26 protein-coding genes are annotated in these 23,278 nt (G+C 64.7%); 18 read left to right on the forward strand and 8 right to left on the reverse strand.

Annotated features, from left to right (window positions below; all coding sequences use genetic code 11):
• Window positions 1-110 precede the first annotated feature (110 nt).
• From CH251_RS14995 to CH251_RS15010, 5 genes are all read left to right on the forward strand, one after another.
• Complete coding sequence (locus CH251_RS14995) at window positions 111-563, forward strand: GyrI-like domain-containing protein (RefSeq protein ID WP_094613831.1); 453 nt, start codon at window positions 111-113, stop codon at window positions 561-563.
• Window positions 563-997 (forward strand): effector binding domain-containing protein, encoded by a 435-nt coding sequence (locus tag CH251_RS15000; protein WP_094613887.1) that lies wholly within the window; start codon window positions 563-565, stop codon window positions 995-997. The genes CH251_RS14995 and CH251_RS15000 overlap by 1 nt, the downstream gene beginning before the upstream one ends.
• Before the next feature lie 189 nt (window positions 998-1,186).
• The gene (locus tag CH251_RS15005) at window positions 1,187-1,861 is read left to right on the forward strand and encodes a ScbR family autoregulator-binding transcription factor (protein ID WP_179273509.1); all 675 of its coding nucleotides are present in this window, start codon (window positions 1,187-1,189) and stop codon (window positions 1,859-1,861) included.
• A 58-nt stretch (window positions 1,862-1,919) separates the two neighbouring features.
• Window positions 1,920-2,090, forward strand: a complete 171-nt coding sequence (locus CH251_RS27545) for a hypothetical protein (protein ID WP_179273508.1) — start codon at window positions 1,920-1,922, stop codon at window positions 2,088-2,090.
• A gap of 75 nt (window positions 2,091-2,165) precedes the next feature.
• On the forward strand, window positions 2,166-3,068 hold the full coding sequence (locus CH251_RS15010) for an SDR family oxidoreductase (protein WP_094613832.1): 903 nt from the start codon (window positions 2,166-2,168) through the stop codon (window positions 3,066-3,068).
• On the opposite strand, the gene soxR is transcribed toward CH251_RS15010, so the two are convergent.
• Window positions 2,984-3,484: a redox-sensitive transcriptional activator SoxR gene (gene soxR / locus CH251_RS15015; RefSeq protein WP_082073774.1), complete on the reverse strand. Its 501-nt coding sequence runs from the start codon at window positions 3,482-3,484 to the stop codon at window positions 2,984-2,986. The two genes, CH251_RS15010 and soxR, sit on opposite strands and share 85 nt — an antisense overlap.
• Window positions 3,485-3,548: 64 nt before the next feature.
• Here soxR and CH251_RS15020 point away from each other — a divergent pair, with 64 nt between their 5' ends.
• Entirely contained in the window at window positions 3,549-4,787 is a 1,239-nt protein-coding gene (locus CH251_RS15020) for an arginine deiminase (protein ID WP_094613889.1), read from the forward strand.
• A 4-nt stretch (window positions 4,788-4,791) separates the two neighbouring features.
• On the opposite strand, the gene arsC is transcribed toward CH251_RS15020, so the two are convergent.
• On the reverse strand, window positions 4,792-5,139 hold the full coding sequence (gene arsC / locus CH251_RS15025; RefSeq protein WP_094613833.1) for an arsenate reductase (glutaredoxin): 348 nt from the start codon (window positions 5,137-5,139) through the stop codon (window positions 4,792-4,794).
• A 62-nt stretch (window positions 5,140-5,201) separates the two neighbouring features.
• Here arsC and CH251_RS15030 point away from each other — a divergent pair, with 62 nt between their 5' ends.
• From CH251_RS15030 to CH251_RS15040, 3 genes are all read left to right on the forward strand, one after another.
• Window positions 5,202-5,870, forward strand: a complete 669-nt coding sequence (locus tag CH251_RS15030; RefSeq protein WP_094613834.1) for an SDR family oxidoreductase — start codon at window positions 5,202-5,204, stop codon at window positions 5,868-5,870.
• Between the two features lie 10 nt (window positions 5,871-5,880).
• Entirely contained in the window at window positions 5,881-6,249 is a 369-nt protein-coding gene (locus CH251_RS15035) for a GntR family transcriptional regulator (RefSeq protein WP_045196418.1), read from the forward strand.
• 66 nt (window positions 6,250-6,315) lie between these two features.
• Complete coding sequence (locus CH251_RS15040) at window positions 6,316-6,738, forward strand: DoxX family protein (RefSeq protein WP_094613835.1); 423 nt, start codon at window positions 6,316-6,318, stop codon at window positions 6,736-6,738.
• 1 nt (window position 6,739) lies between these two features.
• On the opposite strand, the gene CH251_RS15045 is transcribed toward CH251_RS15040, so the two are convergent.
• Window positions 6,740-8,251 (reverse strand): dolichyl-phosphate-mannose--protein mannosyltransferase, encoded by a 1,512-nt coding sequence (locus tag CH251_RS15045; RefSeq protein WP_094613890.1) that lies wholly within the window; start codon window positions 8,249-8,251, stop codon window positions 6,740-6,742.
• Between the two features lie 107 nt (window positions 8,252-8,358).
• Between CH251_RS15045 and rsmI the strand changes: the two genes are divergently transcribed.
• Window positions 8,359-9,183: a 16S rRNA (cytidine(1402)-2'-O)-methyltransferase gene (rsmI, locus tag CH251_RS15050; protein WP_094613891.1), complete on the forward strand. Its 825-nt coding sequence runs from the start codon at window positions 8,359-8,361 to the stop codon at window positions 9,181-9,183.
• A 4-nt stretch (window positions 9,184-9,187) separates the two neighbouring features.
• Here rsmI and CH251_RS15055 read toward each other — a convergent pair whose 3' ends face one another.
• Window positions 9,188-9,616 (reverse strand): SRPBCC family protein, encoded by a 429-nt coding sequence (locus tag CH251_RS15055; protein WP_094613836.1) that lies wholly within the window; start codon window positions 9,614-9,616, stop codon window positions 9,188-9,190.
• Window positions 9,617-9,630: 14 nt separating this feature from the next.
• On the reverse strand, window positions 9,631-10,650 hold the full coding sequence (locus tag CH251_RS15060) for an alpha/beta hydrolase (RefSeq protein ID WP_373454953.1): 1,020 nt from the start codon (window positions 10,648-10,650) through the stop codon (window positions 9,631-9,633).
• A 171-nt stretch (window positions 10,651-10,821) separates the two neighbouring features.
• Here CH251_RS15060 and CH251_RS15065 point away from each other — a divergent pair, with 171 nt between their 5' ends.
• Window positions 10,822-12,201, forward strand: a complete 1,380-nt coding sequence (locus tag CH251_RS15065) for a wax ester/triacylglycerol synthase family O-acyltransferase (RefSeq protein WP_094613893.1) — start codon at window positions 10,822-10,824, stop codon at window positions 12,199-12,201.
• A gap of 67 nt (window positions 12,202-12,268) precedes the next feature.
• On the opposite strand, the gene metG is transcribed toward CH251_RS15065, so the two are convergent.
• Complete coding sequence (gene metG / locus CH251_RS15070; protein ID WP_094613837.1) at window positions 12,269-13,813, reverse strand: methionine--tRNA ligase; 1,545 nt, start codon at window positions 13,811-13,813, stop codon at window positions 12,269-12,271.
• Window positions 13,814-13,834: 21 nt separating this feature from the next.
• Between metG and CH251_RS15075 the strand changes: the two genes are divergently transcribed.
• The 3 genes from CH251_RS15075 to rsmA all read left to right on the forward strand — a co-directional run bounded on the left by CH251_RS15075 (window position 13,835) and on the right by rsmA (window position 16,787).
• Window positions 13,835-14,662: a TatD family hydrolase gene (locus tag CH251_RS15075; protein ID WP_094613838.1), complete on the forward strand. Its 828-nt coding sequence runs from the start codon at window positions 13,835-13,837 to the stop codon at window positions 14,660-14,662.
• 103 nt (window positions 14,663-14,765) lie between these two features.
• A complete protein-coding gene (locus tag CH251_RS15080; protein WP_094613839.1) occupies window positions 14,766-15,893 on the forward strand; it encodes a resuscitation-promoting factor in 1,128 nt (375 codons plus the stop codon).
• Window positions 15,894-15,911: 18 nt separating this feature from the next.
• Complete coding sequence (rsmA, locus tag CH251_RS15085; protein WP_094613840.1) at window positions 15,912-16,787, forward strand: 16S rRNA (adenine(1518)-N(6)/adenine(1519)-N(6))-dimethyltransferase RsmA; 876 nt, start codon at window positions 15,912-15,914, stop codon at window positions 16,785-16,787.
• An 8-nt stretch (window positions 16,788-16,795) separates the two neighbouring features.
• Here rsmA and CH251_RS15090 read toward each other — a convergent pair whose 3' ends face one another.
• Both CH251_RS15090 and CH251_RS15095 read right to left on the reverse strand, forming a co-directional pair.
• Window positions 16,796-17,611: a DNA/RNA non-specific endonuclease gene (locus CH251_RS15090; protein WP_094613841.1), complete on the reverse strand. Its 816-nt coding sequence runs from the start codon at window positions 17,609-17,611 to the stop codon at window positions 16,796-16,798.
• A 12-nt stretch (window positions 17,612-17,623) separates the two neighbouring features.
• Window positions 17,624-18,613: a YafY family protein gene (locus CH251_RS15095; protein WP_094613894.1), complete on the reverse strand. Its 990-nt coding sequence runs from the start codon at window positions 18,611-18,613 to the stop codon at window positions 17,624-17,626.
• A 95-nt stretch (window positions 18,614-18,708) separates the two neighbouring features.
• On the opposite strand from CH251_RS15095, the gene CH251_RS15100 reads away from it, so the two are divergent.
• The 4 genes from CH251_RS15100 (at window position 18,709) to CH251_RS15115 (ending at window position 23,277) form a co-directional block, all read left to right on the forward strand.
• Complete coding sequence (locus CH251_RS15100; protein ID WP_032396229.1) at window positions 18,709-19,644, forward strand: 4-(cytidine 5'-diphospho)-2-C-methyl-D-erythritol kinase; 936 nt, start codon at window positions 18,709-18,711, stop codon at window positions 19,642-19,644.
• Complete coding sequence (locus CH251_RS15105; RefSeq protein WP_094613842.1) at window positions 19,644-21,440, forward strand: ABC-F family ATP-binding cassette domain-containing protein; 1,797 nt, start codon at window positions 19,644-19,646, stop codon at window positions 21,438-21,440. Before CH251_RS15100 ends, CH251_RS15105 begins: the two co-directional genes overlap by 1 nt.
• Before the next feature lie 109 nt (window positions 21,441-21,549).
• A complete protein-coding gene (locus CH251_RS15110) occupies window positions 21,550-22,233 on the forward strand; it encodes a DUF4166 domain-containing protein (RefSeq protein ID WP_094613843.1) in 684 nt (227 codons plus the stop codon).
• A 45-nt stretch (window positions 22,234-22,278) separates the two neighbouring features.
• The gene (locus CH251_RS15115; RefSeq protein WP_094613844.1) at window positions 22,279-23,277 is read left to right on the forward strand and encodes an enoyl-CoA hydratase/isomerase family protein; all 999 of its coding nucleotides are present in this window, start codon (window positions 22,279-22,281) and stop codon (window positions 23,275-23,277) included.
• Window position 23,278: the final 1 nt, after the last annotated feature.

Raw genomic sequence — 23,278 nt, forward strand, 5'->3', positions numbered from 1 at the left:
ATCGATCGACGATCCACCTACCAGTCGCGCCGGTAGATTGACGGGCGATATTGTGAACGGGCCGGTTCCGAGCACAGGATCTGCCCCTGCAACTTCTCTACGGAGTGTGAATGTCGTTCGAGATCGTCGACCTCGCTGAAACGTGGGTCGCTGGTCTTCCCGTTCGCAGCCCCAAACGGGCGCTCGGTCGCCTCAACGACCCGGCGCTCGACCAAGCGTGGTCCGCTGTTCTCAATCAGGAGACCTCCGGTCCGCTCGCTTCCATTTATACCGACTTCGCCCCCGGTATCGGTTCTTACAATACGCAGGTAGTCGGTTATCTGTGTTCTTCGCTCGGTCAGGTTGCCCGCGGACATTTGGTTGCGAAAGTGCCCGCGGCCAGATATGCGCGCTTTTCTGCGGTGGGGTCTTTCCCCGAGGTTCTCACTCGATTGTGGACTCAGATCGATCACGCCGAAGAGCAGGGCGAGATCGTGCGATCGTTCACCGGCGATTACGAGTGCTATCCACACGCGTACAAGATCGACCTCTATCTGGCGATCACTGCGCCCGGCGGTTCGTGATGACCTTCCGTGTCACGGCACGCAGCGCGGAACTGTTCAGTGGGTTGGTGGCACCGCTGGTGGAGCCCGGCGCGGAATCGAGCGGCAGCGAGTGGATGCGATTCTTGCGAGATCGGGTGCGCGAGAGGCATATCGACGCAACTCAGGTGAGCACGGTGTACGTCCCGGATCCGCACGGCACGGTCAATGCGGTGGTCGCGGTCTCGGTGGACTCGCCCGGTGACGTCGCGGTGGGCGATGTGTTCGTCTCGGTGCCGACCGGCGTGTTCGCTGTATTCGAGCCCAGCGGCGCATTGGCGGATCCGATCGAGGACGTGTGGGCTCAGGTCGACGAGTGCGTCGTGTCCGGATCGATATTTCGCGCCTACAAAGAGGAAGTCGAAGTCGTTACAAATGCCGGAGAGGTGGAACTTTTCATTTCAATCGTTTTGTAAACGAGCCGTTCTTCATGCAATTGTCACTTTCGAATCACAAATTCGCCTCCGAACCGGTTACTATTGTCGAGCGCTGGCAGCTCGATATGTCGAAGTGAATTGCACGTTCATCTCGATCGGCCGACGGGCGGGCAAAGCGTACAGAGCGTCGATGTCATGGCAAGGTCGACAGAGCAGGGGTGTACCAACATGGTGAGACAACTCAGAGCAGAAGCCACACGAGCGGCCGCACTGCGCGCTGCAGCAGATCTCTTTCTCGAGGTGGGGCACGCGAATGCCACGCTGAGTCAGGTGTCAGCGCAGTCCGGTGTGACCAAGGGTGCGCTGTACTTCCATTTCGCGTCCAAGGAAGAATTGGCCCGCGCGATCGTCGACGAAGGTCACGAGCGAGTGTCCACCGCGTGCGCAGGCCTGGTCGACAGCCGCAGCCCGGCTCTCGAGTCCGTCATCGGAATCTCGTATTCGGTACTCGAACTGGCGGCATCGGACCCCTTGGTTCGCGTCATGTACCGGCTGCAGATGGAGATCGACGGATCCGACACCGCCCGCGGCAGTGTGTTCGGCACCTGGGGAAACATCTTCGAGCATCTCTTCGAGCGAGCCATCGAGCACGGTGACGTCGCAGACCATCTCGACGCGGGCAACGCGGCGCTGCTGGTGTGCGAAATGCTCGCCGGCGTCCTGATGGTGTCCGAGGCGCAGTCGCGCCTCGAGGATGCCCCATCACGCATGGAGAGGGTCTGGAACACGGTCCTTCCGTCGTTGGTGCCTGCCGACAAGCTCGCCTACTTCCGCGAATTCGCGGCCCGCAGTCTGTCCAGTTTCGTGCGCGAGAACATCACGTCGGGATCGGTCACCGTCTGAAAATGTCGTGATCTCGGAGTGCTTGCCGCACTCCGGACATCCGGGCACACTGTGTGATATGGAACACATTGAGCAGAGGCCGCGGATGTCCGACAACGAGCTCCGGAAAGCGATCGGCACCCTCCAGCAGCGGGCGGACGACGCACGCAAACACGGTGCCGAAGACGACGCTGCGCGCATCGAGCGAACCATCGCCGACTACCGAGACGAGATGTCGCAAAGATTGTGACGACCCTCTCGGTCGTCACCGCGTAGGGTCGAAATCGACCTGATACGTGGCAACCGGTGGGGGATACAAGCTTCGATGGCTACATACGATCTGCGCGGCAAGAAGACGTTGATCACTGGAGCAGGCAGCGGAATCGGCCGGGCGACGGCCATCGCTGCTGCAGGGGTGGGAGCCGAGCTCTTTCTCACCGACATCAACGGGACCGGTTTGGCGGAAACGGTGGACCTGGTCGGTCGCGCCGGCGGTACCGTCAGCCACTCGTTGCCTTTCGATGTGTCCGATTTCGAGGCCGTGACCGCGTTCGCGGACGACATTCACGCCGAGTTCGGCAGCGTGGACGTCGTGATGAACGTCGCCGGTATCTCGGCGTGGGGAACCGTCGAGAATCTCGAGCACCGGCACTGGAAATCCATGATCGACGTCAACCTGATGGGTCCGATTCACATCATCGAGAAGTTCCTGCCTCCGATGATCGAGGCCGGACGCGGTGGCCATCTGGTCAATGTCTCCTCTGCCGCCGGATTGATTCCCCTGCCGTGGCACGCTGCCTACAGCGCCAGCAAGTACGGCTTGCGCGGGGTGTCGGAGGTGCTCAAGTACGACCTCAAGCGCCATGACATCGGCGTCAGCCTCGTCGTGCCCGGCGGGGTCAAGACCGGACTGGTGCAGACGCTTCAGATCGCCGGCATCGATCGTGACGATCCGCGCGTGCAGAAGTTGCAACACCGGTTCGAAAAGCGTGCCGTGGAACCATCGGTTGTCGCCGATGCCATTCTGGCTGGAATCGCCAAGCGCAAGTACCTCGTCTACTCCTCCAACGACATCAGATTCGGATACTGGGTCGCCAGAAAGTTCGCCCCGCCCTACGAGTTCGTCCTGCAGAAGGCAAACGATCAGTTCTCCAAACTGCTCGAGCCGCGTCGAGTCGAGGGTTCGTCGAAATCGACATCAAGCGTGCGCGCACCCGGCCCCGAATAGGACAGCTCGTCGTGCGGATTGGCCAGCGCGCAGCCGGCCAACGACAGGCAACCGCACCCGATGCACCCGGTCAGGTTGTCCCGAAGCCGGATCAATTGCTCTATCCGAGAGTCGAGTTCGCGATGCCACCGCGTCGAGAGCCTGGCCCAGTCCTCGCGCGTCGGCGTCCGCTCGTCCGGTAGTTCGCTCAACGCCTGGCGTATGGTCGCCAGCGGGATCCCGACCTTCTGCGAGATCCGGATGAAGGCAACCCGTCGCAGAGTTTCGCGATGGAATCTGCGTTGGTTGCCCGAGGTTCGGCGGCTGCTGATCAGCCCCTGTTTCTCGTAGAAGTGCAACGCCGAGACCGCAACTCCGCTGCGCTCGGACAGCTGGCCGGGGGTCAGTTCACGGACGTTCCACTCGGGCATCGGCACGACCTCGACAATACTTCAGGTCCTGATCCCAGCGGTGGCCGTCGAATGGGTTTACCGTTCGTTCATGAGTGTCGATGCGGCTGCGGGCCCGTTGGGTGCCAACTCCGAGGTAGGGGTGCTGCGCACCGTCATGCTGCACCGGCCGGGAGACGAGCTTCGACGCCTCACGCCGCGAAACAACGACCAACTGCTGTTCGACGGTCTGCCGTGGGTCGATCGCGCACAGGACGAGCACGACGCGTTCGCCGATCTCCTGCGTGGTCGCGGGGTCACGGTTTTGCTGCTCGGCGAGCTTCTCATCGAGGCCATGACGGTCAGCGGCGCAGCGCGAATGCAAGGTATCTCCGCCGCTGTCGATGCCCGACGGCTCGGCCGGTCGCTCGCCGAGGACCTCGCCCAACATCTGCGGGGTGTGCCTGCCGCCGAATTGGCGCAGATCCTGATGGCGGGCATGACATTCGACGAACTGCTCGAGGCGGAGACCGGGGAGCCGCAGCTCAGTGGGGCATCGCTGGTGCGGCGAATGCATCACGGTGGGGACTTCGTGATCGATCCGCTGCCGAACCTGCTCTTCACTCGCGACTCGTCGTTCTGGATGGACGATCGAGTGGCGATCACCTCGTTGGCTCTGCCTGCCCGTGTGCGGGAGACATCGCTGACCGATCTGATCTACGCATTCCATCCGATGTTTCGGGGCGTGCGGCGCGCGTACGAGTCGCGGACCGCTCCGGTCGAGGGTGGGGACGTGTTGCTGCTCGCCCCGGGTGTGGTGGCTGTCGGAGTGGGGGAGCGCACCACGCCCGCCGGCGCAGAAGCGTTGGCGCGCAGCCTGTTCGAGGACGGTCTGGCGCACAGTGTGCTGGTGGTGCCGATCGCGCAGGAGCGCGCGTCGATGCATCTGGACACGGTGTGCACCATGGTGGATACCGACGCCGTGGTGATGTACCCGGCTATTCAGGACACGTTGTCCGCCTTCACCATTCACCGCGAGGACGCAGGCGTCAGTATTCGCGGTGCCGACCCGTTTCTCGAGGCCGCCGCCGATGCGATGGGCATCGGCAAGCTGCGGTTGATCGACACCGGACTCGACCACGTCACCGCCGAGCGCGAACAATGGGACGACGGCAACAACACGCTGGCCATTGCGCCGGGAGTCGTCGTCGCGTACGAACGCAACGTCGAAACGAACGCACGGCTCGAGGCGTCGGGCATCGAGGTTCTGCGGATCTCCGGATCGGAACTGGGCTCGGGCCGCGGCGGTCCGCGGTGCATGTCGTGCCCGGTGTCCCGCGAGAGGTTGTAGCGCTCTACAGCACGGACTGCACCTTGTCGGCGGGGCGAGCGAGCACGGTGCCCTTGTCGGTCACCACGATCGGGCGTTCGATGAGTATCGGGTGCTCGGCCATCGCCGCGATCAGCGTGTCGGCGTCCGCGCCTGCGAGCCCCAGTTCCTTGTAGATGCTCTCGCGAGTTCGAATGGCCTGACGGGGTTCGAGTCCGGCGTCGGCGAGAAGCGTGCGAAGTTCGTCCGCGGTGGGAGGGGTCTCCAGGTACCGGATCACCCTCGGAACAACACCTGCTTCCTCGATCAGTTTCAGCACTGTGCGAGAGGTGTTGCATCGCGGATTGTGGTAGACGGTTGCCGAGCGGGTCATGTTTGCGATCCTGCCACGCGGGTAGCCACTCCGACAGATTCACGCCAGGAACGGGAGTGGTTATGACCGACAAGCGGATTGTCATTGCAGGTGGCCACGGCCAGATCGCACAACATCTGACTCAGCTGCTCACAGCGCACGGAGATCGTGCGGTGTCGCTGATTCGCAACAGCGATCACGTCGATGCCGTCACCGCGCTGGGCGCGCTGCCGCAGGTGATCGACCTCGAATCGGCTTCGGTCGAGGAACTGGCCGCAGTGTTGGCCGGTGCCGACGCGGTCGTGTTCGCGGCAGGCGCAGGCCCCAACAGCGGCCCCGAGCGCAAGGACACGGTCGACCGCGCGGGCGCGGTACTGCTGGCCGATGCAGCCGAGAAGGCCGGTGTTCGCCGCTACGTGCTGATCAGCTCGTTCGGTGCGGGTGAGCCGGTCGCCGAGGATCTCGACGACGGTTGGAAGGCATACATCAAGGCCAAAACTGCTGCAGAAGAAGATGTTTCGGCCAGAGCTGGATTGGACTGGACGATTCTGCGTCCGGGCAAGTTGACGGATGACGACCCCACGAACTCGGTGGCTCTCACCGAGCCGCCGCTGGACTCCGGCGAGGTGACACGTGCCGACGTGGCCGCCGTGATCGCGCAGCTGCTCGACACCGGCGCGGCTGTGCACAAGACGTTGATGCTGACGTCCGGTTCGACGTCGATCGTCGACGCAGTCGACGCGCTCGGATAGGGCACCGACTGTGCGCGTACATATCGATTCGTCGAACACCACCCCGGTGTTCGAGCAACTGCGGATGCAGATTCTGGGGCTCGTGCGATCGGGCGATCTCATTGCCGGTACCAAGATTCCGACGGTGAGGGGTCTGGCCGAGGAACTCAAGATCGCGCCGAACACGGTGGCGAAGACCTACCGCGAGCTCGAGCAGCAGGGGATCATCGAGACGAGAGGCCGATCCGGGTCGTTCGTCGCGTCCGGCGGCGATCCGTCGCGTGACATCGCGGCCCGAGCGGCGACGGAGTTCGTCAGGACGGTCCGATCCATCGGCCTGGACGACGACCAGGCCCGTTCGTTTCTGGAATCCGCGCTGAAGGGTGCAAGCGGCAACTGAGTTGACGCTTCAACCTACTTCTGTCAGGGTGGTGCTGCCCGTACCGCCCTGCCAGAAGGATGTGTCATGAATTCCACCGTCGTCCGCGACGCCGTCGCCCTCGTTGCTCGTATCGGCCTGGGTATCGTTTTCATCGCCCACGGCTGGCAGAAGCTCAACACCTACGGACTCGACGGCACCGCCGCGAGCTTCGAGATGATGAACATCCCCTTGCCCACCGCGTCCGCCTACTTCGCGACGTTCGTCGAACTGATCGGCGGCGGAGCTCTCGTGTTGGGTATCTTCACCCCGATCGCGGGTCTGCTGCTGTTCCTCGACATGCTCGGTGCTGCGATCTTCGTGCACTTCGAGAACGGCGTGTTCGCAACGGAGAACGGCTACGAACTCGTCGTCGCCCTCGGCGTCGGCGCGCTGCTGCTCGCCGCATTCGGTGCCGGACGCGTCAGCATCGACGGCGTCACCAAGGGAAAAACCGCCATCTTTTCCTAACTCAGCGCCAACTCGGCAGCCACAACTGTTCCTGCCACATCTGTGGCGTGATCGGCATTGCGGTCAGGATCGGCCACAGCCAGACGAAGTTGGCGATCACCACGGCGAGGTACAGGGACACCAGCAGTAGTCCGGTACCTCGCCGTTCGGCCGACGCGGTCGCTTTGCCGATGATGTCGCCCAGCACCAACGCGAAGCCCATCACCATGAACGGGGCGAGTGCCACCGCGTAGAAGTAGTACATCTGCCGGTCGAGTGTGGTGAACCAAGGCAGCAGTGCTGCGGAGTACGCGACGAGCACGGTGGCGTAACGCCAGTCGCGTCGGACGAACACCGACCAGATCACCCAGGCCAGCATCGGCAGAGCCAGCCACCACATCGCGGGCGTGCCGATCAGCATGATCGCCTTGACGCACGAGGACGCCGAGCATCCGGACACGTTCTCGCCGTCGGCGAAGTAGTACAGCATCGGGCGCAGGCCCATCGGCCAGGTCCACGGCTTCGATTCCCATGGGTGCCGGTTGCCTGCCGAATTGGTCAGGCCCTCATGGAATTGCAGCACACTGCCGCTGTAGAACCACAGGGAACGCAGCGCGTCGGGAACGAACGAGAACGGCCCGCCGACGCCGACACCGTCGCCGACCTCGTGCCGGTAGACGCCGGTCTCGGAGGTGAACCATGCCCACCACGTCATCAGATACACCGCGATCGGAACGACCACCAGGGCATACAGCGCAGGCCCGATGTCGCGCAAGGCCGTTCCCCGCCACGGGCGTCCGACGCCGTACGAGCGCCGCGCCGCCACATCGAACGCCACGCTCAGCAATCCGAAGAACGCGATGAAGTACAGACCCGACCACTTGGTGCCGCAGGCGAGACCCAGCATCACGCCCGCCCCGAATCTCCACCACCGCACCCCCATTCGCGGCCCCAGAACACTGGCATCCATTCGACCTTCGGCGCGCACTCTCGACAGTCGCCGCCGCATGTCGTCGCGGTCGACGACCAAGCAGCCCAATGCGGCAGTGACGAAGAGAGCGAGGAAGATGTCCAGCATGCCTATTCGGCTGCTGACGAACGTCACACCGTCGACGGTCAGCAGAATTCCCGCGATCGCACCGACGAGCGTCGATCGGGCGAGCCGTCGCACGATTCGAATCACCAACAGCACCAACAGGGTTCCGGCCACGGCCGAGGAGAAACGCCAACCCCACCCGTTGTAACCGAACAGCGCTTCCCCGACGGCGATCAGCTGCTTGCCGACCGGAGGATGCACCACCAATCCGTACGCCGGATTGTCTTCGAGCCCGCCGCCGGTGAGAACCTGATACCCCTGAGGGGCGTAATGCTTTTCGTCGAAGACCGGGGTTCCCGCGTCGGTGGGGTACCGCAACATCGTGAAACGCGTGATCGCGCAGATGGCGGTGATGACGATGGTGACGATCCAACCGCGTCGGGCATCGGTGTCGTGGAACCAGTCGCGCGCGGCAACGGTCGGCCCGGGACTGACCATCGACCGGTCGCCGGAGCGCTCAGAGGTCAGCAAGGTCACGTACCGATCGTAGGCGTTGATCGGTAGTGCCCGACAAACCGCTGCACCGCGTGCGGGACACTGGAGTCATGCTCATCCTTGCCGCCACCCCGATGGGCGACGTCGGTGACGCCTCACAGCGCCTGCGTGATGCCCTCGGCAGTGCCGATGTCGTCGCCGCCGAGGACACCCGGCGTACCAAACAACTCGCGTCCTCACTCGGCGTGGTGATCGCAGGAAGGGTCGTCAGTTTCTACGACCAGGTCGAGACGGCTCGCCTGCCGGCGCTGGTCGAGGCCGTGGCCGAGGGCAAGACGGTGCTGCTGGTCACCGACGCCGGGATGCCGTCGGTGAGCGATCCCGGCTACCGCCTCGTTGCGGCATGCGTCGAGGCAGGTCTCCCGGTGACCTGTCTGCCCGGTCCGTCCGCCGTGACGACCGCACTCGCGCTGTCCGGTCTGCCCGTCGAACGATTCTGCTTCGACGGGTTCGCGCCGCGCAAGCAGGGGCAGCGTCGTACCTATTTTCGGTCGGTGCTCGCCGAGCCCCGCGCCATCGTCTTCTTCGAGGCACCGCACCGTCTCGTCGCATGCCTCGAGGACGCGGTCCACGTACTCGGTCCCGACCGCCGCGCCGCGGTGTGCCGGGAGCTGACCAAAACCTACGAGGAGGTCCGACGCGGCGGCTTGGGCGAGTTGCTCGAATGGTCGCGGGGCGGCGTGCGCGGCGAGATCACCGTCGTGCTCGAAGGAGCCGTCGCCGTCGCCGAGGAGCCCGAGGATCTCGTGGCCGACGTGGAAACGCTGGTGGCGTCGGGCATGCGGTTGAAGGACGCCTGCGCCCAGGTGGCGGTCGACGGCGTCTCCAAACGTGAGGTCTACGAGGCAGTTCTCGCCGCGCGTAAAGAGCAGTAGCGCGTCAGCCGACGACCTGCTGACGCAGACCCTCCGTGGCGGCCTCGAGGATGGTCTTGGTTCCCTTCTTCACCAGGAAGCCGGGAAGTGGGACCTTCGGGTCGACTGTCAGCTCGAATTCGACGTGGGTGCTGTTGCCCTTCGGCGTCAACGTGTATCGGCCGTCCTGGGCCTTCTGCTGGGTGCTCTCGACGAGAGTCCAGGACACCTCGTTCTCGGACCACGTGTACTCGACGAGCTGTTCGTCGTTGACTCCGATGATCGAGACCTGCATCTTCACGTGGTGTGGCTTACCGTCGTCGAACCGATCGACGACCTCGCACTTCTTGTGCACCGGGGACCACGAGGGAATGCCCTCGACGTCGGCGAGAACCTCGAGTACTGCCGCTGCATCCGCGTCGATGTCGACGGACTTGTTCACTGTGACTGCCATGGGGAGAACGTATCTCAGCTTTCTCTACTGGGGCTGACGTTCCGCGCGAACTCGCCGATGGCTCGGAGTGCGCGGCGTGCCTCGGGGACGAAATCGGCTGCCTGGAACACGTGGACCTGATCCTCGTACACCTGTAGCTCGCAGTCGACTCCGGCGACTGCGAGGCGCTGAGCCATGAGTTCGGCGTCGGCATAGACCATTTCGGTCGAACCGACCTGGATCAGCACCGGCGGTAGGCCGGTGAGATCCCCGTCGACCGGTGATACCCGCGGACCGACTTCACCGTCGACGACGATGCGCGCATCGACACGATCGGCCAGTGCGGTGAGTGCGGGAACCGCGTTGGACGGAAAGACCGAACATTTCGACGCGTTCTCGTGATCGAGCTTGCGGGTGGGGTCCATGTCGGTCAGGGGGGACATGGTGAAGATTCCCCCGGGTGCGGGCAGTCCGACGGTGCGCAGCGCCAGGGTGACCATGAACGCGAGGTATCCGCCCGCCGAGTCGCCGCCCAGGATGATCTGTTCCGGCCGGTAGCCGGAATCGAGAAGGAAGCGGTACGCGTCGACGCCGTCCTCGACGGCATGGCTGATCGGATTGCGCGGCATCATGCGGTAGTTCACCGACAGCACCGCGCCGTCGACGTGTTTCGAGACTCGCGAGGTCATTCGGCGATGGGTGCGCAGGCCGCAGCAGACGAAGGCACCGCCGTGCAGGTAGAGCACCACGCGATCGGACCCGGTGCCCTCGGCGCGGATCCATTCGGCGTCGCATTCGGCGAGCATGACGCGGCTGCGGGTGGTGCCGCTGATCTGGGGGACGAGCAGTCCGGCGTAGTCGACCAAACCCATCGGCCACGGAAGGGACGGCGTTTGCGCCCAGATCGCCAGGAACGGCCGGACGGTGAGCTGAAGGCCCTTGGACAGCATCTGCGACTGCAGGCTCGCGCCACGGACGTAATGCCTGCGTGCGGTAGCTGCTGGGTCGGTCTCTTTCACTACGGTGAGCGCCGGATTCATGGCCGTCGCCTCCATCCCCGTTGTCGGTGCGCGGCGCGTGTGCGCCGTGCGTCGGAACCCCGCTCTATTTGGAACCCCTGGTAACGGACAATAGCGGGTAGCTTTTCGTGACCGGACGTAAGGTCGTGTTCTGAGTCACATTCGGTGCCGTACCGTGACCAAAAACAAATGGAAAAGGGACAGCTCATGGCACTCATGCCCATCACGGAATCGATGTTTCTGATCGCCGAGTCACGGGAACACCCGATGCACGTGGGCGGTCTCGAGTTGTTCGTCCCGCCCGGTGATCCGCACGACTTCGCCGAGGAAGTACACCGCAAGTTCACCACGGGTGAGGTACACGAGCTCTTCCGTAAGCGCCCCGCGCGTCCGGTTCAGATCATGGGAAATCTGGCCTGGGCCTTCGACCCGGACGTGGACTTCGAGTACCACGTTCGCCGCACGGTGTTGCCTGCTCCCGGCCGAATTCGTGAGCTGTTCCAATTTCTCTCGCTCAATCACAGCGCACCGCTCGATCGGTACCGGCCGATGTGGGAGCTGCACATCATCGAGGGGCTGGCGGACGGCCGAATTGCGTTGTACACCAAGGTGCATCACTCGCTGGTCGACGGTGTCAGCGCGCTGAAACTCATGCAGCGCACGCTCACCACCGATCCCGACGATCGAAGCGGGGTTGCCACCTGGGACCCGTCGCTGTTCGGTAAGCGCAAGAAGCAGGTCGCCAACGAGCAGCCGGGACGGCTTGCTCAGCTGGGCAGTGGGCTCTCGATGGGACGCAAGATCGCGGGCGACCTCGTCGATTTCGCTCCGGCCTCGGCACGAATCGGAGTGCGCGCGTTGAAGAAAGAAGGGGCGCAGCTGCCGTTGCAGGCGCCTCGCACCATGTTCAACGTGCCCATCGGCGGTGCGCGCCGCTTCGCTGCCGAGAGTTGGTCGATCGAGCGCATCCGCACGGTCGGAACGGCTCTGGACGCCACGCTCAACGACATGGTGCTCGCGATGTGCGCCGGAGCTCTGCGCGCGTATCTCATCGATCAGAACGCACTTCCCGAGGAACCGTTGATCGCGATGGTTCCGGTGTCGCTACGCAAGGAGGAGGACGACAAGGACGCCGGGAATTCGGTGACGACCATCCTCTGCAATCTGGCCACGGACGAGTCCGATCCGATCGTGCGGCTGGAACGGATCAAGGATTCGACCGTCAAGGGCAAACAGATGATGAGCGAACTCAACACCCTCGAGGCGCTCGCCGTCGGCGCAATCACCATGGCCCCGTTGCTGTTCGGCCCGGTGCCGGGGTTCGTCGACTACACCCCGCCGCCGTTCAACGTCATCATCTCCAACGTTCCCGGATCCAAGGAGGATCTGTACTGGAACGGCGCGAAACTCGACGGCATCTACCCGGCGTCGATCGTGGCCGACGGGCAGGCGCTCAACATCACCGTCGCCAGTAACGGCGATTCGCTGAACTTCGGTCTCATCGGATGCCGACGCAGTGTGCCGCACCTGCAGCGCATGCTGACGCATCTGGAGAACACGTTGGAGGAGCTCGAGAAGACCTTGTGAGTGCCTGCGGCAGTGGTGCGGTCGAGTGCCGCAGGGGGCACATAACCACACCACTGCGTGGAGCGCACTACTCGTACTTGGGGAACACCGGCGTCGGGGTCGGTAGTGCAGTGCCGGGCACCGAACGTGTTGCGATGTCGGTGAATTGGCGATTCGACGCGCCGAGCAGGTCGAGGATGCGCGACGCGGAATCGGGCATGACGGGCTGCGTCAGGATGCTCACGATGCGCAGTACCTCGATCGTCACGTACAGCACGGTGGCCATGCGATCGGGATCGGTCTTGCGCAGTACCCACGGCTGCTGCAGCGAGAAGTAGCGGTTGGTCTCACCGAGCACCGACCAGATCGCTTCGAGCGCGGAATGGATTGCCTGCACCTCGAATTCGCGTCGACAGATCTCGAGGAGTGCATCCGCGCGAGCCAGCATCGCCTCGTCCTCGGCGGTGAAGTCGCCGGGCGTCGGAAGCTTTCCTTCCAAATTCTTGGCGACCATCGTCAGCGAACGCTGCGCGAGGTTGCCGAGTTCGTTGGACAGGTCGGCGTTGACGCGCGCGACGATGGCCTCGTGGCTGTAGCTGCCGTCCTGACCGAACGAGACCTCGCGGAGGAAGAAGAAGCGCACCGGATCGAGTCCGTAGTTCTCCACCAACGACTTCGGGTCCAGAACGTTGCCGAGAGACTTGGACATCTTCTCGCCCTTGACGTTGAGGAACCCGTGCACGAACACCCGCTTGGGCAGTTCGATGCCCGCGGACATCAGGAATGCCGGCCAGTAGACGGTGTGGAAGCGGGTGATGTCCTTGCCGATGATGTGCAGATCGGCCGGCCAGAATTTCCGGAACGACTCCGACTCGACGTCGGGGTAGCCGGCACCGGTGAGGTAGTTGGTGAGCGCGTCGACCCACACGTACATCACGTGCGCGGGATCGCCGGGTACCGGCACACCCCAGTCGAACGTGGTTCGGGAGATCGACAGATCCCGCAGGCCGCCCTTGACGAAGTTCACGATCTCGTTGCGACGGGTGTTGGGTGCAATGAAGTCCGGCGACGCGTCGTACAGCTCGAGCAGTTTGTCCTGGTACTGCGACAGCTTGAAGAAGTACGACGACTCCTCGGTCCATTCGACCGGAGTGTTCGTCTCCGTCGCGACGCGCGAGCCGTCCTCGGCGAGGGTGGTCTCGGCCTCGGTGTAGAACGCCTCGTCTCGCACCGAGTACCAGCCGGAGTAGGAATCGAGATAGATGTCGCCGTTCGCCTCCATCCGCCTCCACAGTTCCTGGCTGGCGGTGTGGTGATCGGCGTCGGTGGTGCGGATGAAGCGTACGTACGAGATCTTCAGCAGGTCCTGAGCGGTCTGGAATGCGTCGGAGTTGCGTGCGGCGAGCTCGCGTACGTCCACGCCCTCGGTCTGTGCAGTCTGCTGCATCTTCAGGCCGTGCTCGTCGGTGCCCGTCAGGAATCGCACGTCGTAGCCGTCGAGGCGCTTGAAGCGCGCGATGGTGTCGGTGGCGATGTACTCGTAGGCGTGTCCGATGTGCGGAGCGCCGTTGGGGTACGCGATCGCCGTGGTGACGTAGAACGGTGGCCGTGGGGCATCAGCTGGCGCAGTCATGGTGCGCCTACTCTAACCAGCGTGAGCAGAGACCGTCCCGCACCACCGTTGCCCGAGCCCGTCGGCACTCTCGTCGATGCGCACACCCACCTCGACGCGTGTGGGGCGACCGACGCGGCGAGTGTGGCCGCGATCGTGGACAAGGCCGAGTCCGTCGGTGTCACGCGGGTGGTCACGATCGCCGACGATCTCGAGGCCGCGCGCTTCGCCGTCGACGCGGCGTCCTGGGATCCGCGGGTGTGGGCCGCGGTGGCCATTCATCCCACGCGCGCGAACGTGCTCGACGACGCAGCCAAGGCCGAGATCGAGCAGTTGGCGTCGGATCCTCGTGTGGTGGCGGTCGGGGAGACCGGGCTGGACTACTACTGGCCCGGCAAGCTCGACGGTTGCGCCACGGTGGCCGAGCAGCACGAGGGCTTTCGGTGGCACATCGATCTGGCGAAGCGTCTGGGCAAGCCGTTGATGATTCACAATCGTGAGGCCGACGAGGACCTGCTGGCCGTTCTGACGGCGGAAGGTGCTCCCGAGACGGTGATCTTCCACTGCTTCTCCGGTGGTCCCGAGACCGCGAAGGCCTGCGTCGACGCCGGCTACGTTCTCAGCTTCTCGGGGACCGTCAGTTTCAAGAATGCGCACGCGTTGCGTGAGGCTGCGCTGTTGGTACCCGACGAGTTGGTGCTGGTGGAGACCGACGCGCCGTTCCTCACGCCGCATCCGTATCGAGGTGCACCCAACGAGCCGTACTGCCTGCCGTACACCGCGCGGGCGTTGGCCGACATTCGCGGCCAGGATCCGGCGGAGCTTGCTGCGCACGCCACCGCCAATGCCGAGAGGGTGTACGGCCTCTAGCTGCTGAAGTTGCGGCGTGGGTACTAATTCGTTACCGTACCGTGACCGAACTCGGGCGTTTCGACGCCGAAGTCACGCTCGCAACCGCCAGGAATACGAAACTTTGTCGACTATCAGACGCCTCAACTCCGCCCGCTCGACCACTCTCTACCTGGTCATCGCGGCCCTGTTGATGACGCTCGTCGCCGGCGGTGTGATGGCCGTGAGCCGTCACAAGACCGTGACCATCGACGTCGACGGCGACATGATCTCGCTGAGCACGATGAAAACCGACGTCAGCAGTGCGTTGGCCGACGCCGGCTATGCCCCGTCGGACAAGGATCTGGTCGTTCCCGCTCCCGATTCCGGTCTGAGCGACGGCGACACCGTTGTCCTGCGCCGCGCCCGCGAGATCACGCTGAACGTCGACGGCAAGCCCGAGGACATCTGGACCACCGCACTGACCGTCGAGGAAGCACTGCAGCAGACCGGCCTGGCCGAGGACGTGCACGTGTCCGCCTCGCGCTCGGAGCGACTGCCGCTCGACGGCACCGAGTTGGACGTGGCACTTCCCAAGCAGGTCTCGCTCGTCGACGGCGGAGCACCCGCCGCGCCGATCACCCTGGCTGCACCGACCGTGCGTGAATTTCTCGAAGCAGCAGGCGCGCCGCTCGAAGAAGCCGACACCGTCAGCCCCGATCCCGACGCGACCGTGACCGACGGCGCCGAGATCGTCGTCACGCGTGACCGCACCGTCACCAAGACCGAGACGACCGATACCGATGCGCCGGAGCAGCGCATCGAAGATCCGACGATGAACATGAGCCGTACCGTCGTCGAGAACCCGGGTGCGCCTGGCGTCTCCGACATCACCTGGAAGATCAACATGGTGAACGGCGTCGAGGTCGGTCGCGAGAAGCTCGACGAGACGGTTCAGGTACCCGCGCAGCCGAAGACCGTTCGCGTCGGAGCCAAGCCGGGCACCGAGGTACCGCCGGTGGAGAACGGTGCGATCTGGGACGCGCTCGCGCAGTGCGAGGCGACCGGCAACTGGGCGATCAACACGGGCAACGGTTTCTACGGCGGCGTGCAGTTCGACCAGAACACCTGGGAACGCCAGGGTGGCCTCAAGTACGCACCGCGCGCCGACCTCGCCACCCGCGAGGAGCAGATCGCAATCGCCTCGGTGACGCAGAAGTCGCAGGGCTGGGGCGCATGGCCCGCCTGCACCTCGCGTCTGGGTTACCGCTAGTCCCGTAGAGTTTCCGCCGTGTCCGAACATGTGAGGGGATCCGCGGCCCTGCTGGGTCCCGCCGAGGTCCGCTCGTTGGCCGCCGAGCTCGACGTGCGGCCCACCAAGCAGCTCGGGCAGAACTTCGTGCACGACGCCAATACTGTTCGACGCATCGTCGCCTCCGCGGGAGTGGGCCCACAGGACACGGTCCTCGAGGTCGGCCCCGGCCTCGGTTCGTTGACTCTGGCGTTGCTCGATGTGGCCGATTCCGTCATCGCCGTCGAGATCGACCCCAAGCTCGCGAACCGCTTGCCCACCACGGTGGCCGACCGGGCTCCCACTCTGGCGGATCGGCTGACGGTGATCGAGGCCGACGCGCTGCGCGTCCGAGCGGCGGACATTGCGGGGGAGCCGACTGCTCTGGTGGCCAACCTGCCCTACAACGTCGCGGTTCCCGTGCTGATTCATCTGTTCTCGGAATTACCGAGTCTTCGCGTCGCCGTAGTGATGGTCCAGGCCGAGGTGGCCGATCGACTCGCGGCGGTACCGGGAAGCAAGATCTACGGCATCCCCAGCGTCAAGGCCAGGTTCTTCGGAGACGTCAAAAGAGCAGGTGCAGTGGGCCGTTCGGTGTTCTGGCCGGTACCGAAGGTCGAATCGGGACTGGTGCGCATCGATCGGTACGCCGAGCCGCCGTGGCCCACCGACACCGCGCATCGCAAGGCCGTGTTCGCGGTCATCGACGCCGCATTCGCGCAGCGACGCAAGACATTGCGTGCAGCTCTCGCCGGTTGGGCCGGCTCCCCGGTGGCGGCCGAACGCCGCTTGCGTGAGGCCGGAATCGACCCGACGGCGCGCGGCGAGACCATCGACGCTGCCGCTTTCGTCCGCTTGGCCGCCACCGAAGCCTGAGGCGCTCCCTACAGGTGGACGTCCGACAGGCGCGTCAGCTCGGTCCACTTCGACGCCTCCGCACGAGCCGCGGCCACCGGTGCGTAGCGATCGGCCTCGATCAGCACACCCAGGTCCAGGCCGGTCATCGACGCGATGTCGGCCACCGGAACCTGGTACGTCCGGTAGGGGCCGAGGGGCGGGGGATCGGTCTCGAGTCGTAGCGGCTTGTCGAGGATCGGGTCGAGAGACGGCGACTGGTCGAGGACGTATCCGGTGCATGCGGGAGTCGAATCCTGCGACCATGCCGCGATCTTGAAGAATTGCCGCGGAATGGCGACGCCTCGGTAGACCGGATCGTCGTCGGCGAAGATGCAGCCGCTGAAGACCGAGAGCTTCCGGTCGTACTGCTCGGCGTTTCCCAGCACGTAGTCCTCGAGCCCCAGCCACAGCGTCTTCGACTGGTTCAGCGTGGCCGTCTGCGGGGCGCACACGGTGTAGTGGAACGTGTCCTCGTTGGCGCGCTCGGCCACCGCACGCTCACCCCACACCGGATCTCGCCTGCGAACCAGATGCCCGCGATCGAGATCGTTGTTCCTGTACAACTCGTTGCCCGCCTGCTGCGCAGCCGGTAGCCGATCGTCGAGTCGCCAGTTGTCTCCCCGCCCGACATCCTGCAGGCTCGCACCGTCGATGTTGACGCCGGTGACCGCGGCGAGGCGTCGGGCAGGGTCGATGGACACCGAGAAGTGCGTGTACGGAAGTACCACCACGTCGGCGCGATCGGGCAACGGAACGTCGATGTCGGCCAGGAACTTCGGGTCGAAACCGAGTGGTGTCGTCATCTGCCCATTGACTCACGTACCGGTTACCGGAGGGTGAACCGCCGCGAGGTATCGCTCGTTCAGCCTCGCGTGCCGCTCGGCCACGATGCGGCACTCCTCGCGCAGTTCCGGTGGATCGAGCACCGTGAAATCGGTGTCGAACGCCGCCAGCCACCGCGCGATCGAGGGCAGTGAATCTCCGGCCAACACCACCGCGCAGGTGCGCTCGTCGATGGATTCGAGTGTGCCCCATTGCTCGTCGATCATCGGAGCAATCGTCTCGATCGGGGCGTGCAACGCGATCCGCGCCTGAACTCGGGCGTACGCACGATCGATTCCCTTCGAGACGAACGCCGCCGCACCGCCCGGCGGCAGCTCGCGGGGCGTGAACCGCGGACCCGTCGGAATCTTCGGCGTCAGGCGATCCACTCGAAACGACCGCCAATCCTCCCGCAGCACATCCCAACCCAGCAGATACCAGCGCGCTCCCGCCCGCACCAGGCTGTACGGCTCCACCTCGCGCCTGGACTCGGAACCGTCGTGCTTGCGGTAGTCGAACCGCAACCGCTCGTGTCCGTGGCACACCGCCGCCACCGTGGACAGCACCGACGCATCCACCGCCGAACGCGGTGTCCTGTCCACCACGTCGATGCGCAACGCGTCGAGCCGATGCTGGATGCGCGAGGGCATCACCTGCCGCAACTTCGTCAACGCCCGCAACGACGCCTCCCCGATGCCCGCCACCGAGCCCCCGGCGGCGGACTGCAACCCGAACGCCACCGCCAGCGCCTCGTCGTCGTCGAGCAGTAGCGGGGGCATCTCCGCGCCGGGACCGAGCTGATAGCCGCCACCGACACCCGGCGTCGCATTGACCGGGTAACCGATGTCTCGCAGCTTGTCCACGTCTCGCCGCAGCGTGCGAGGAGTGACGTCGAGTCGCTCCGCCAATTCCGCGCCCGCCCAGTCACGACGCGTCTGCAGCAGAGACAACAGTCGCAACAACCGAGCCGATGTTTCCTTCATGACCACACGATGCCACGCAATGCGGACGTATTCTGTCCGCATGGGGCACCCTGGTGGTGAACTCGGCCGCTGTTTCTCCACTACTGTGGTTACTCGTGCTGTCTGTCGTTCCCACACCCGTTGTCGTTCGGGCCCCGTCGAAGGTGAATCTGCATCTGTCGGTCGGTGACCTGCGTCCCGACGGCTTTCACGAGCTGACGACGGTGTTCCAGGCGCTCTCGCTCTCGGACGAACTGTCGGTGATTCCGGCCAAGACACTGTCGGTTCGGGTGCGCGGCGACGACGCGAGGGTGGTTCCCACCGATTCACGGAATCTGGTGTGGAAGGCCGCCGAGTTGCTGGGGCGTCGGGTCGGGCGCGAGCCGTCGGTGGAGATCACCATCGACAAGGGAATTCCGGTGGCCGGCGGGATGGCAGGCGGAAGTGCCGATGCTGCCGCGACCCTGGTGGCACTGAACGCGATGTGGCATCTCGATCTCTCGCGTGACGAGCTCGACGAGGTGGCGGCCCAACTCGGCAGCGACGTGCCGTTCTCGTTGCACGGCGGTACTGCGGTCGGAACCGGTCGCGGGGAGAAGCTGCTTCCGGTGCTCTCGCGCAACAGTTTTCACTGGGTGCTGGCGTTGGCGAAGGGCGGTCTGCAGACGCCTGCCGTCTACAACGAACTCGACGAGTTGCGCGCCAAGGGTGACCCGCCCCGTCTCGGCGGCACCGAGGATCTGATGCATGCGCTGGCGTCCGGCGATGCGCGTGCACTCGCGCCGTTGCTCGGCAACGACCTGCAGGCCGCCGCGGTGTCGCTGATGCCGCAGTTGCGTCGCACGCTGCGTGCGGGAGTCACCGCCGGGGCATTGGCGGGCATCGTGTCCGGCTCGGGCCCCACCTGCGCGTTCCTGTGCGCCGACGCCGACGCGGCGGTGTCGGTGAGCGCTGAATTGTCCGGTGCCGGTGTGTGCCGCACCGTCCGTGTTGCGAGTGGACCGGTTCCCGGTGCTCGTGTTGTCACTAGTGAATCGATTGGTTTTTCCTGATGGTCAATCTCGTCAATCTCGAAAACGTCAGCAAGTCCTTCGGCGTCAAGCCACTGCTCGACGGCGTCTCCCTCGGCGTGCAGGAGGGCGAACGCATCGGCATGGTCGGTCTCAACGGCGGCGGCAAGACGACCACCCTCGAAGTTCTCGCCGGCATCGAACCACCCGATTCGGGACGCGTCAGCCGGGTCAACGGCCTGCGGATGGCCGTCGTCACGCAGCGCGGCGTGTTGCCTCCGGGGTCGACCGTCGGCCAGGTGGTCCTCGACCCACTCGGAATGGCCGAGCACGAGTGGGCGGGTGACTCTCGGGTGCGAAACATCTTGACCGGCATCGGTATTGCCGACCTCGGGCCTGCAGGCAGTTCGGGACTCGACGCGTCGATCGACAACCTCTCGGGTGGCGAGCGTCGACGAGTTGCGTTGGCAGCGGCCCTGGTTCAGGACCTCGACCTGCTGGTGCTCGACGAGCCGACCAACCACCTCGACGTCGAGGGCGTGCAGTGGTTGGCCGCGCATCTGGTCAGCCGCCGCAGTGCGCTGGTGGTCGTCACCCACGATCGCTGGTTCCTCGACACCGTCGCCAATCGGACGTGGGAAGTGGTCGGCGGCGGCGTCGAGGCCTACGAGGGTGGCTACAACGACTGGGTGTTCGCCCGTGCCGAGCGGTCCCGTCAGGCCGACGCGTCCGAGGAGCGTCGACGCAACCTCGCCCGCAAGGAACTGGCGTGGCTGCGCCGCGGTGCTCCGGCCCGAACCTCCAAGCCGAAGTACCGCATCGAGGCGGCCGAGGCTCTGATCGCCGACGTTCCCGCTCCGCGTGACTCGGTCGCGTTGTCCTCGTTCGCTCAGCGTCGTCTCGGCAAGGTCGTCATCGAACTCGAGGACGCGCGCCTGGAGACTCCCGACGGCCGCGAGCTGGTGAAGGACTTCACCTGGCGTCTGGCTCCCGGTGAGCGCGTCGGCCTGGTCGGTGTCAACGGTTCGGGTAAGACCACGATGCTCCGCACCCTCGCGGGTGAACTGCAGCCGGCTGCAGGCAAGCGCATCCAGGGCCAGACGGTCAAGATCGGTTGGCTCAAGCAGGAATTGGACGACCTACCCAAGAAGCTGCGTGTTCTCGATGCGGTCAAGGAAGTGGCCGAGCGGATCACGCTGGGCGACCGCGAGATTTCTGCCGGGCAGCTCGCGGAGCGGCTCGGCTTCACCCCGGCGCGTCAGCGCACCCCCGTCGGCGATCTCTCCGGCGGTGAGCGTCGTCGGCTGCAGCTGACGCGCGTGTTGATGGCCGAGCCGAACGTGCTGCTGCTCGACGAGCCCACCAACGATCTCGACATCGACACTTTGCAGCAGCTCGAGGACATCCTGGACGGCTGGGCCGGCACTCTCGTGGTCATCAGTCACGATCGGTACCTGATCGAGCGCATCTGCGATTCCACCTGGGCACTGTTCGGCGACGGCAAGCTCACCAACCTGCCCGGCGGCATCGACGAGTACCTGCGTCGGCGCGCGGTTCTCGCAGCCGATGCCACTCCGGATTCGTTGACCACCGGAGCGGTGCCGAAGAAGGCGACCAGGGATGCGGCCTCCGAGCGCGCGGCCCGTAAGGAACTGAGCAAGCTCGAGAAGCTCGTCCTTCGACTGTCCAAGCGTGAGGTCGAGTTGCACGCCGAACTGGTCGACGCGTCCACCGAGCAGGGCAAGCTCGTCGCCCTCGACACGGAGCTCAAGCAGGTCCTCGCCGACAAGGATGTCGCCGAGGAACGATGGATGGAACTGGCCGCCGAGCTGGAGTAGAGCCTGCGGCATGTGAACGGCTGAATAATGGGTCGTTCCGCAGGCTCCACTCCTGTCCCGTAGCCCACTACGAAGTTTCGCTCACCTGCGCGCAGCGCATACTGGAGTCATGACATCGGTCGTCGCGGAAGTACTCGGTTCGGATTTTGCCCGCCTGCATCCCAAGGTGCAGTGGCGCTTCGGATTGCAGTCCTCGGACGGTCTCGCTCAGTTCGGGGTGGGCGTGATGGAGGAGATGACGCATTCTCGGCTCGTGCCGTCACCGTTGCTGTGGGCCGGACGCAAGCGTGGTCTCTTTCCCGCCGGTGTCGGCAACGACGTGCCGTTCACCATCGCCAACTACGCTTATGTCGACGAACTGGGCCGCGAGACACTGTCTTTCGTGCGTCGCTTCGCTTTCGCCGGTCGCCCGCAGGGAATGAATTCGGTGATGGTGTCCTCCGCCGAGTCCAACACGTATGCGTTGGACTACCTGGGTTTCTCCTCGGACATGGTGGTGCACACCAGGTGTGAGGTCGATGCCGACGGTGGCCTGGTGCTCGAGAGCGAGGTGCCTCGATTCCTGCTCGGCCCTCTCGCGCCGAAGTTGCCGAAGGTGGCGTCGGCGGTGACGATCGGTCGGGAGTGGTGGGATGCGGCCGAGGAACGACATCGCATCGAGATCGAGGTCAAGAGCCCGGTGCTCGGACAACTCTTTCTGTACCGCGGTTGGTTCACCGCAGAAGAGCGGCCTTGTCTCACCGCCGACATTCCCGGTGACGCGCGTCCGCGGTCGGTCGAGTCTCGCGAATAGCGCTACTGTTACGCGTCGAACGATGTGCGTGTGAAGGAGTCAACAGTGGCCGTTGTCGAAGCAGAGATCGTCGGTGCTGTGGGGCATATCGTCCTGAACCGGCCGGAGGCTCTGAACTCGTTGAACGGTGCCATGATCGACGGCATCCGCGCCGCCCTCGATGCGTGGCGAGACGACGACGCGGTCACTTCTGTTCTGGTGACGAGCAGTTCACCGCGGGCGTTCTGCGCGGGCGGTGACATCAAGGCGATTCGGCAGGCCGTCGTCGACGGTGACCACGAGGCCGGTCCGGCGTACTTCGCGGCGGAATACGACCTCGACGAGTTGATTGCCGGCTACCCCAAGCCCTACATCGCCGTCATCGAAGCGGCGGCTTTCGGTGGTGGCCTGGGAATTTCGATTCACGGCAGCGTCCGCATCGTCACCGAGAACGCCGTATTGGCCATGCCGGAGACGGCGATCGGTTTCGTGCCGGATGTCGGGTCGAGCTATTTTCTCTCGCGCCTACCGGGCCATGTCGGACGGTACCTGGCGCTGACGGGAACTCGGATCACCGGATCCGATGCGCTCGCACTGGGATTGGCGACGCATTTCTGCCCGAGCGAGGTCGTGTCCGAGCTGAAGGCAGACATCCTCGCGGGCGTGGATCTGCACGAGGTGTTGGATCGGTACACCACTGCACCGTCGACGACCGAGCTGTCGTTCGACGCGGAGGCGGTGGCAGCGGTGTTCGAGAGGAAGTCACTCGTCGACATCATCGATGCGCTGGTGTGCGACACGCCTTGGTCGAGAACGACGAAGACTCAGTTGGCGACTCTGTCGCCGACGTCCCTGATGGCCACCGACGCGCTGATCGCACGGGGGGCCGACAGTACGTTGCGTGAATGCCTCGATCGGGAGTTGCGGATGGCGACATGGATCATCACCGAACCGGACTTCGCCGAGGGTGTTCGCGCAGTGTTGGTCGACAAGGACCGGACACCGCAATGGAAGCCTCTGGTACTCGAGATGGTGCGACCAGAGGCATTCCAGCAGCTGTTGTGAC

This window comes from Rhodococcus sp. 06-462-5, assembly GCF_002258315.1.
In the GTDB taxonomy this organism is placed as follows: Bacteria; Actinomycetota; Actinomycetes; order Mycobacteriales; family Mycobacteriaceae; genus Rhodococcoides.

Coding starts and splice junctions, on each gene's coding strand:
- CH251_RS14995 (WP_094613831.1), top strand. CDS start 111: ATGTCGTTCGAGATCGTCGACCTCGCTGAAACGTGGGTCGCTGGTCTT.
- CH251_RS15005 (WP_179273509.1), top strand. CDS start 1,187: ATGGTGAGACAACTCAGAGCAGAAGCCACACGAGCGGCCGCACTGCGC.
- CH251_RS15000 (WP_094613887.1), top strand. CDS start 563: ATGACCTTCCGTGTCACGGCACGCAGCGCGGAACTGTTCAGTGGGTTG.
- CH251_RS15010 (WP_094613832.1), top strand. CDS start 2,166: ATGGCTACATACGATCTGCGCGGCAAGAAGACGTTGATCACTGGAGCA.
- CH251_RS15110 (WP_094613843.1), top strand. CDS start 21,550: ATGACATCGGTCGTCGCGGAAGTACTCGGTTCGGATTTTGCCCGCCTG.
- CH251_RS15020 (WP_094613889.1), top strand. CDS start 3,549: ATGAGTGTCGATGCGGCTGCGGGCCCGTTGGGTGCCAACTCCGAGGTA.
- CH251_RS15095 (WP_094613894.1), bottom strand. CDS start 18,613: ATGAAGGAAACATCGGCTCGGTTGTTGCGACTGTTGTCTCTGCTGCAG.
- arsC (WP_094613833.1), bottom strand. CDS start 5,139: ATGACCCGCTCGGCAACCGTCTACCACAATCCGCGATGCAACACCTCT.
- CH251_RS15105 (WP_094613842.1), top strand. CDS start 19,644: ATGGTCAATCTCGTCAATCTCGAAAACGTCAGCAAGTCCTTCGGCGTC.
- CH251_RS15030 (WP_094613834.1), top strand. CDS start 5,202: ATGACCGACAAGCGGATTGTCATTGCAGGTGGCCACGGCCAGATCGCA.
- metG (WP_094613837.1), bottom strand. CDS start 13,813: ATGACTGCGCCAGCTGATGCCCCACGGCCACCGTTCTACGTCACCACG.
- CH251_RS15045 (WP_094613890.1), bottom strand. CDS start 8,251: ATGGTCAGTCCCGGGCCGACCGTTGCCGCGCGCGACTGGTTCCACGAC.
- rsmI (WP_094613891.1), top strand. CDS start 8,359: ATGCTCATCCTTGCCGCCACCCCGATGGGCGACGTCGGTGACGCCTCA.
- CH251_RS15065 (WP_094613893.1), top strand. CDS start 10,822: ATGGCACTCATGCCCATCACGGAATCGATGTTTCTGATCGCCGAGTCA.
- CH251_RS15055 (WP_094613836.1), bottom strand. CDS start 9,616: ATGGCAGTCACAGTGAACAAGTCCGTCGACATCGACGCGGATGCAGCG.
- CH251_RS27545 (WP_179273508.1), top strand. CDS start 1,920: ATGGAACACATTGAGCAGAGGCCGCGGATGTCCGACAACGAGCTCCGG.
- CH251_RS15040 (WP_094613835.1), top strand. CDS start 6,316: ATGAATTCCACCGTCGTCCGCGACGCCGTCGCCCTCGTTGCTCGTATC.
- CH251_RS15060 (WP_373454953.1), bottom strand. CDS start 10,650: ATGGAGGCGACGGCCATGAATCCGGCGCTCACCGTAGTGAAAGAGACC.
- CH251_RS15090 (WP_094613841.1), bottom strand. CDS start 17,611: ATGACGACACCACTCGGTTTCGACCCGAAGTTCCTGGCCGACATCGAC.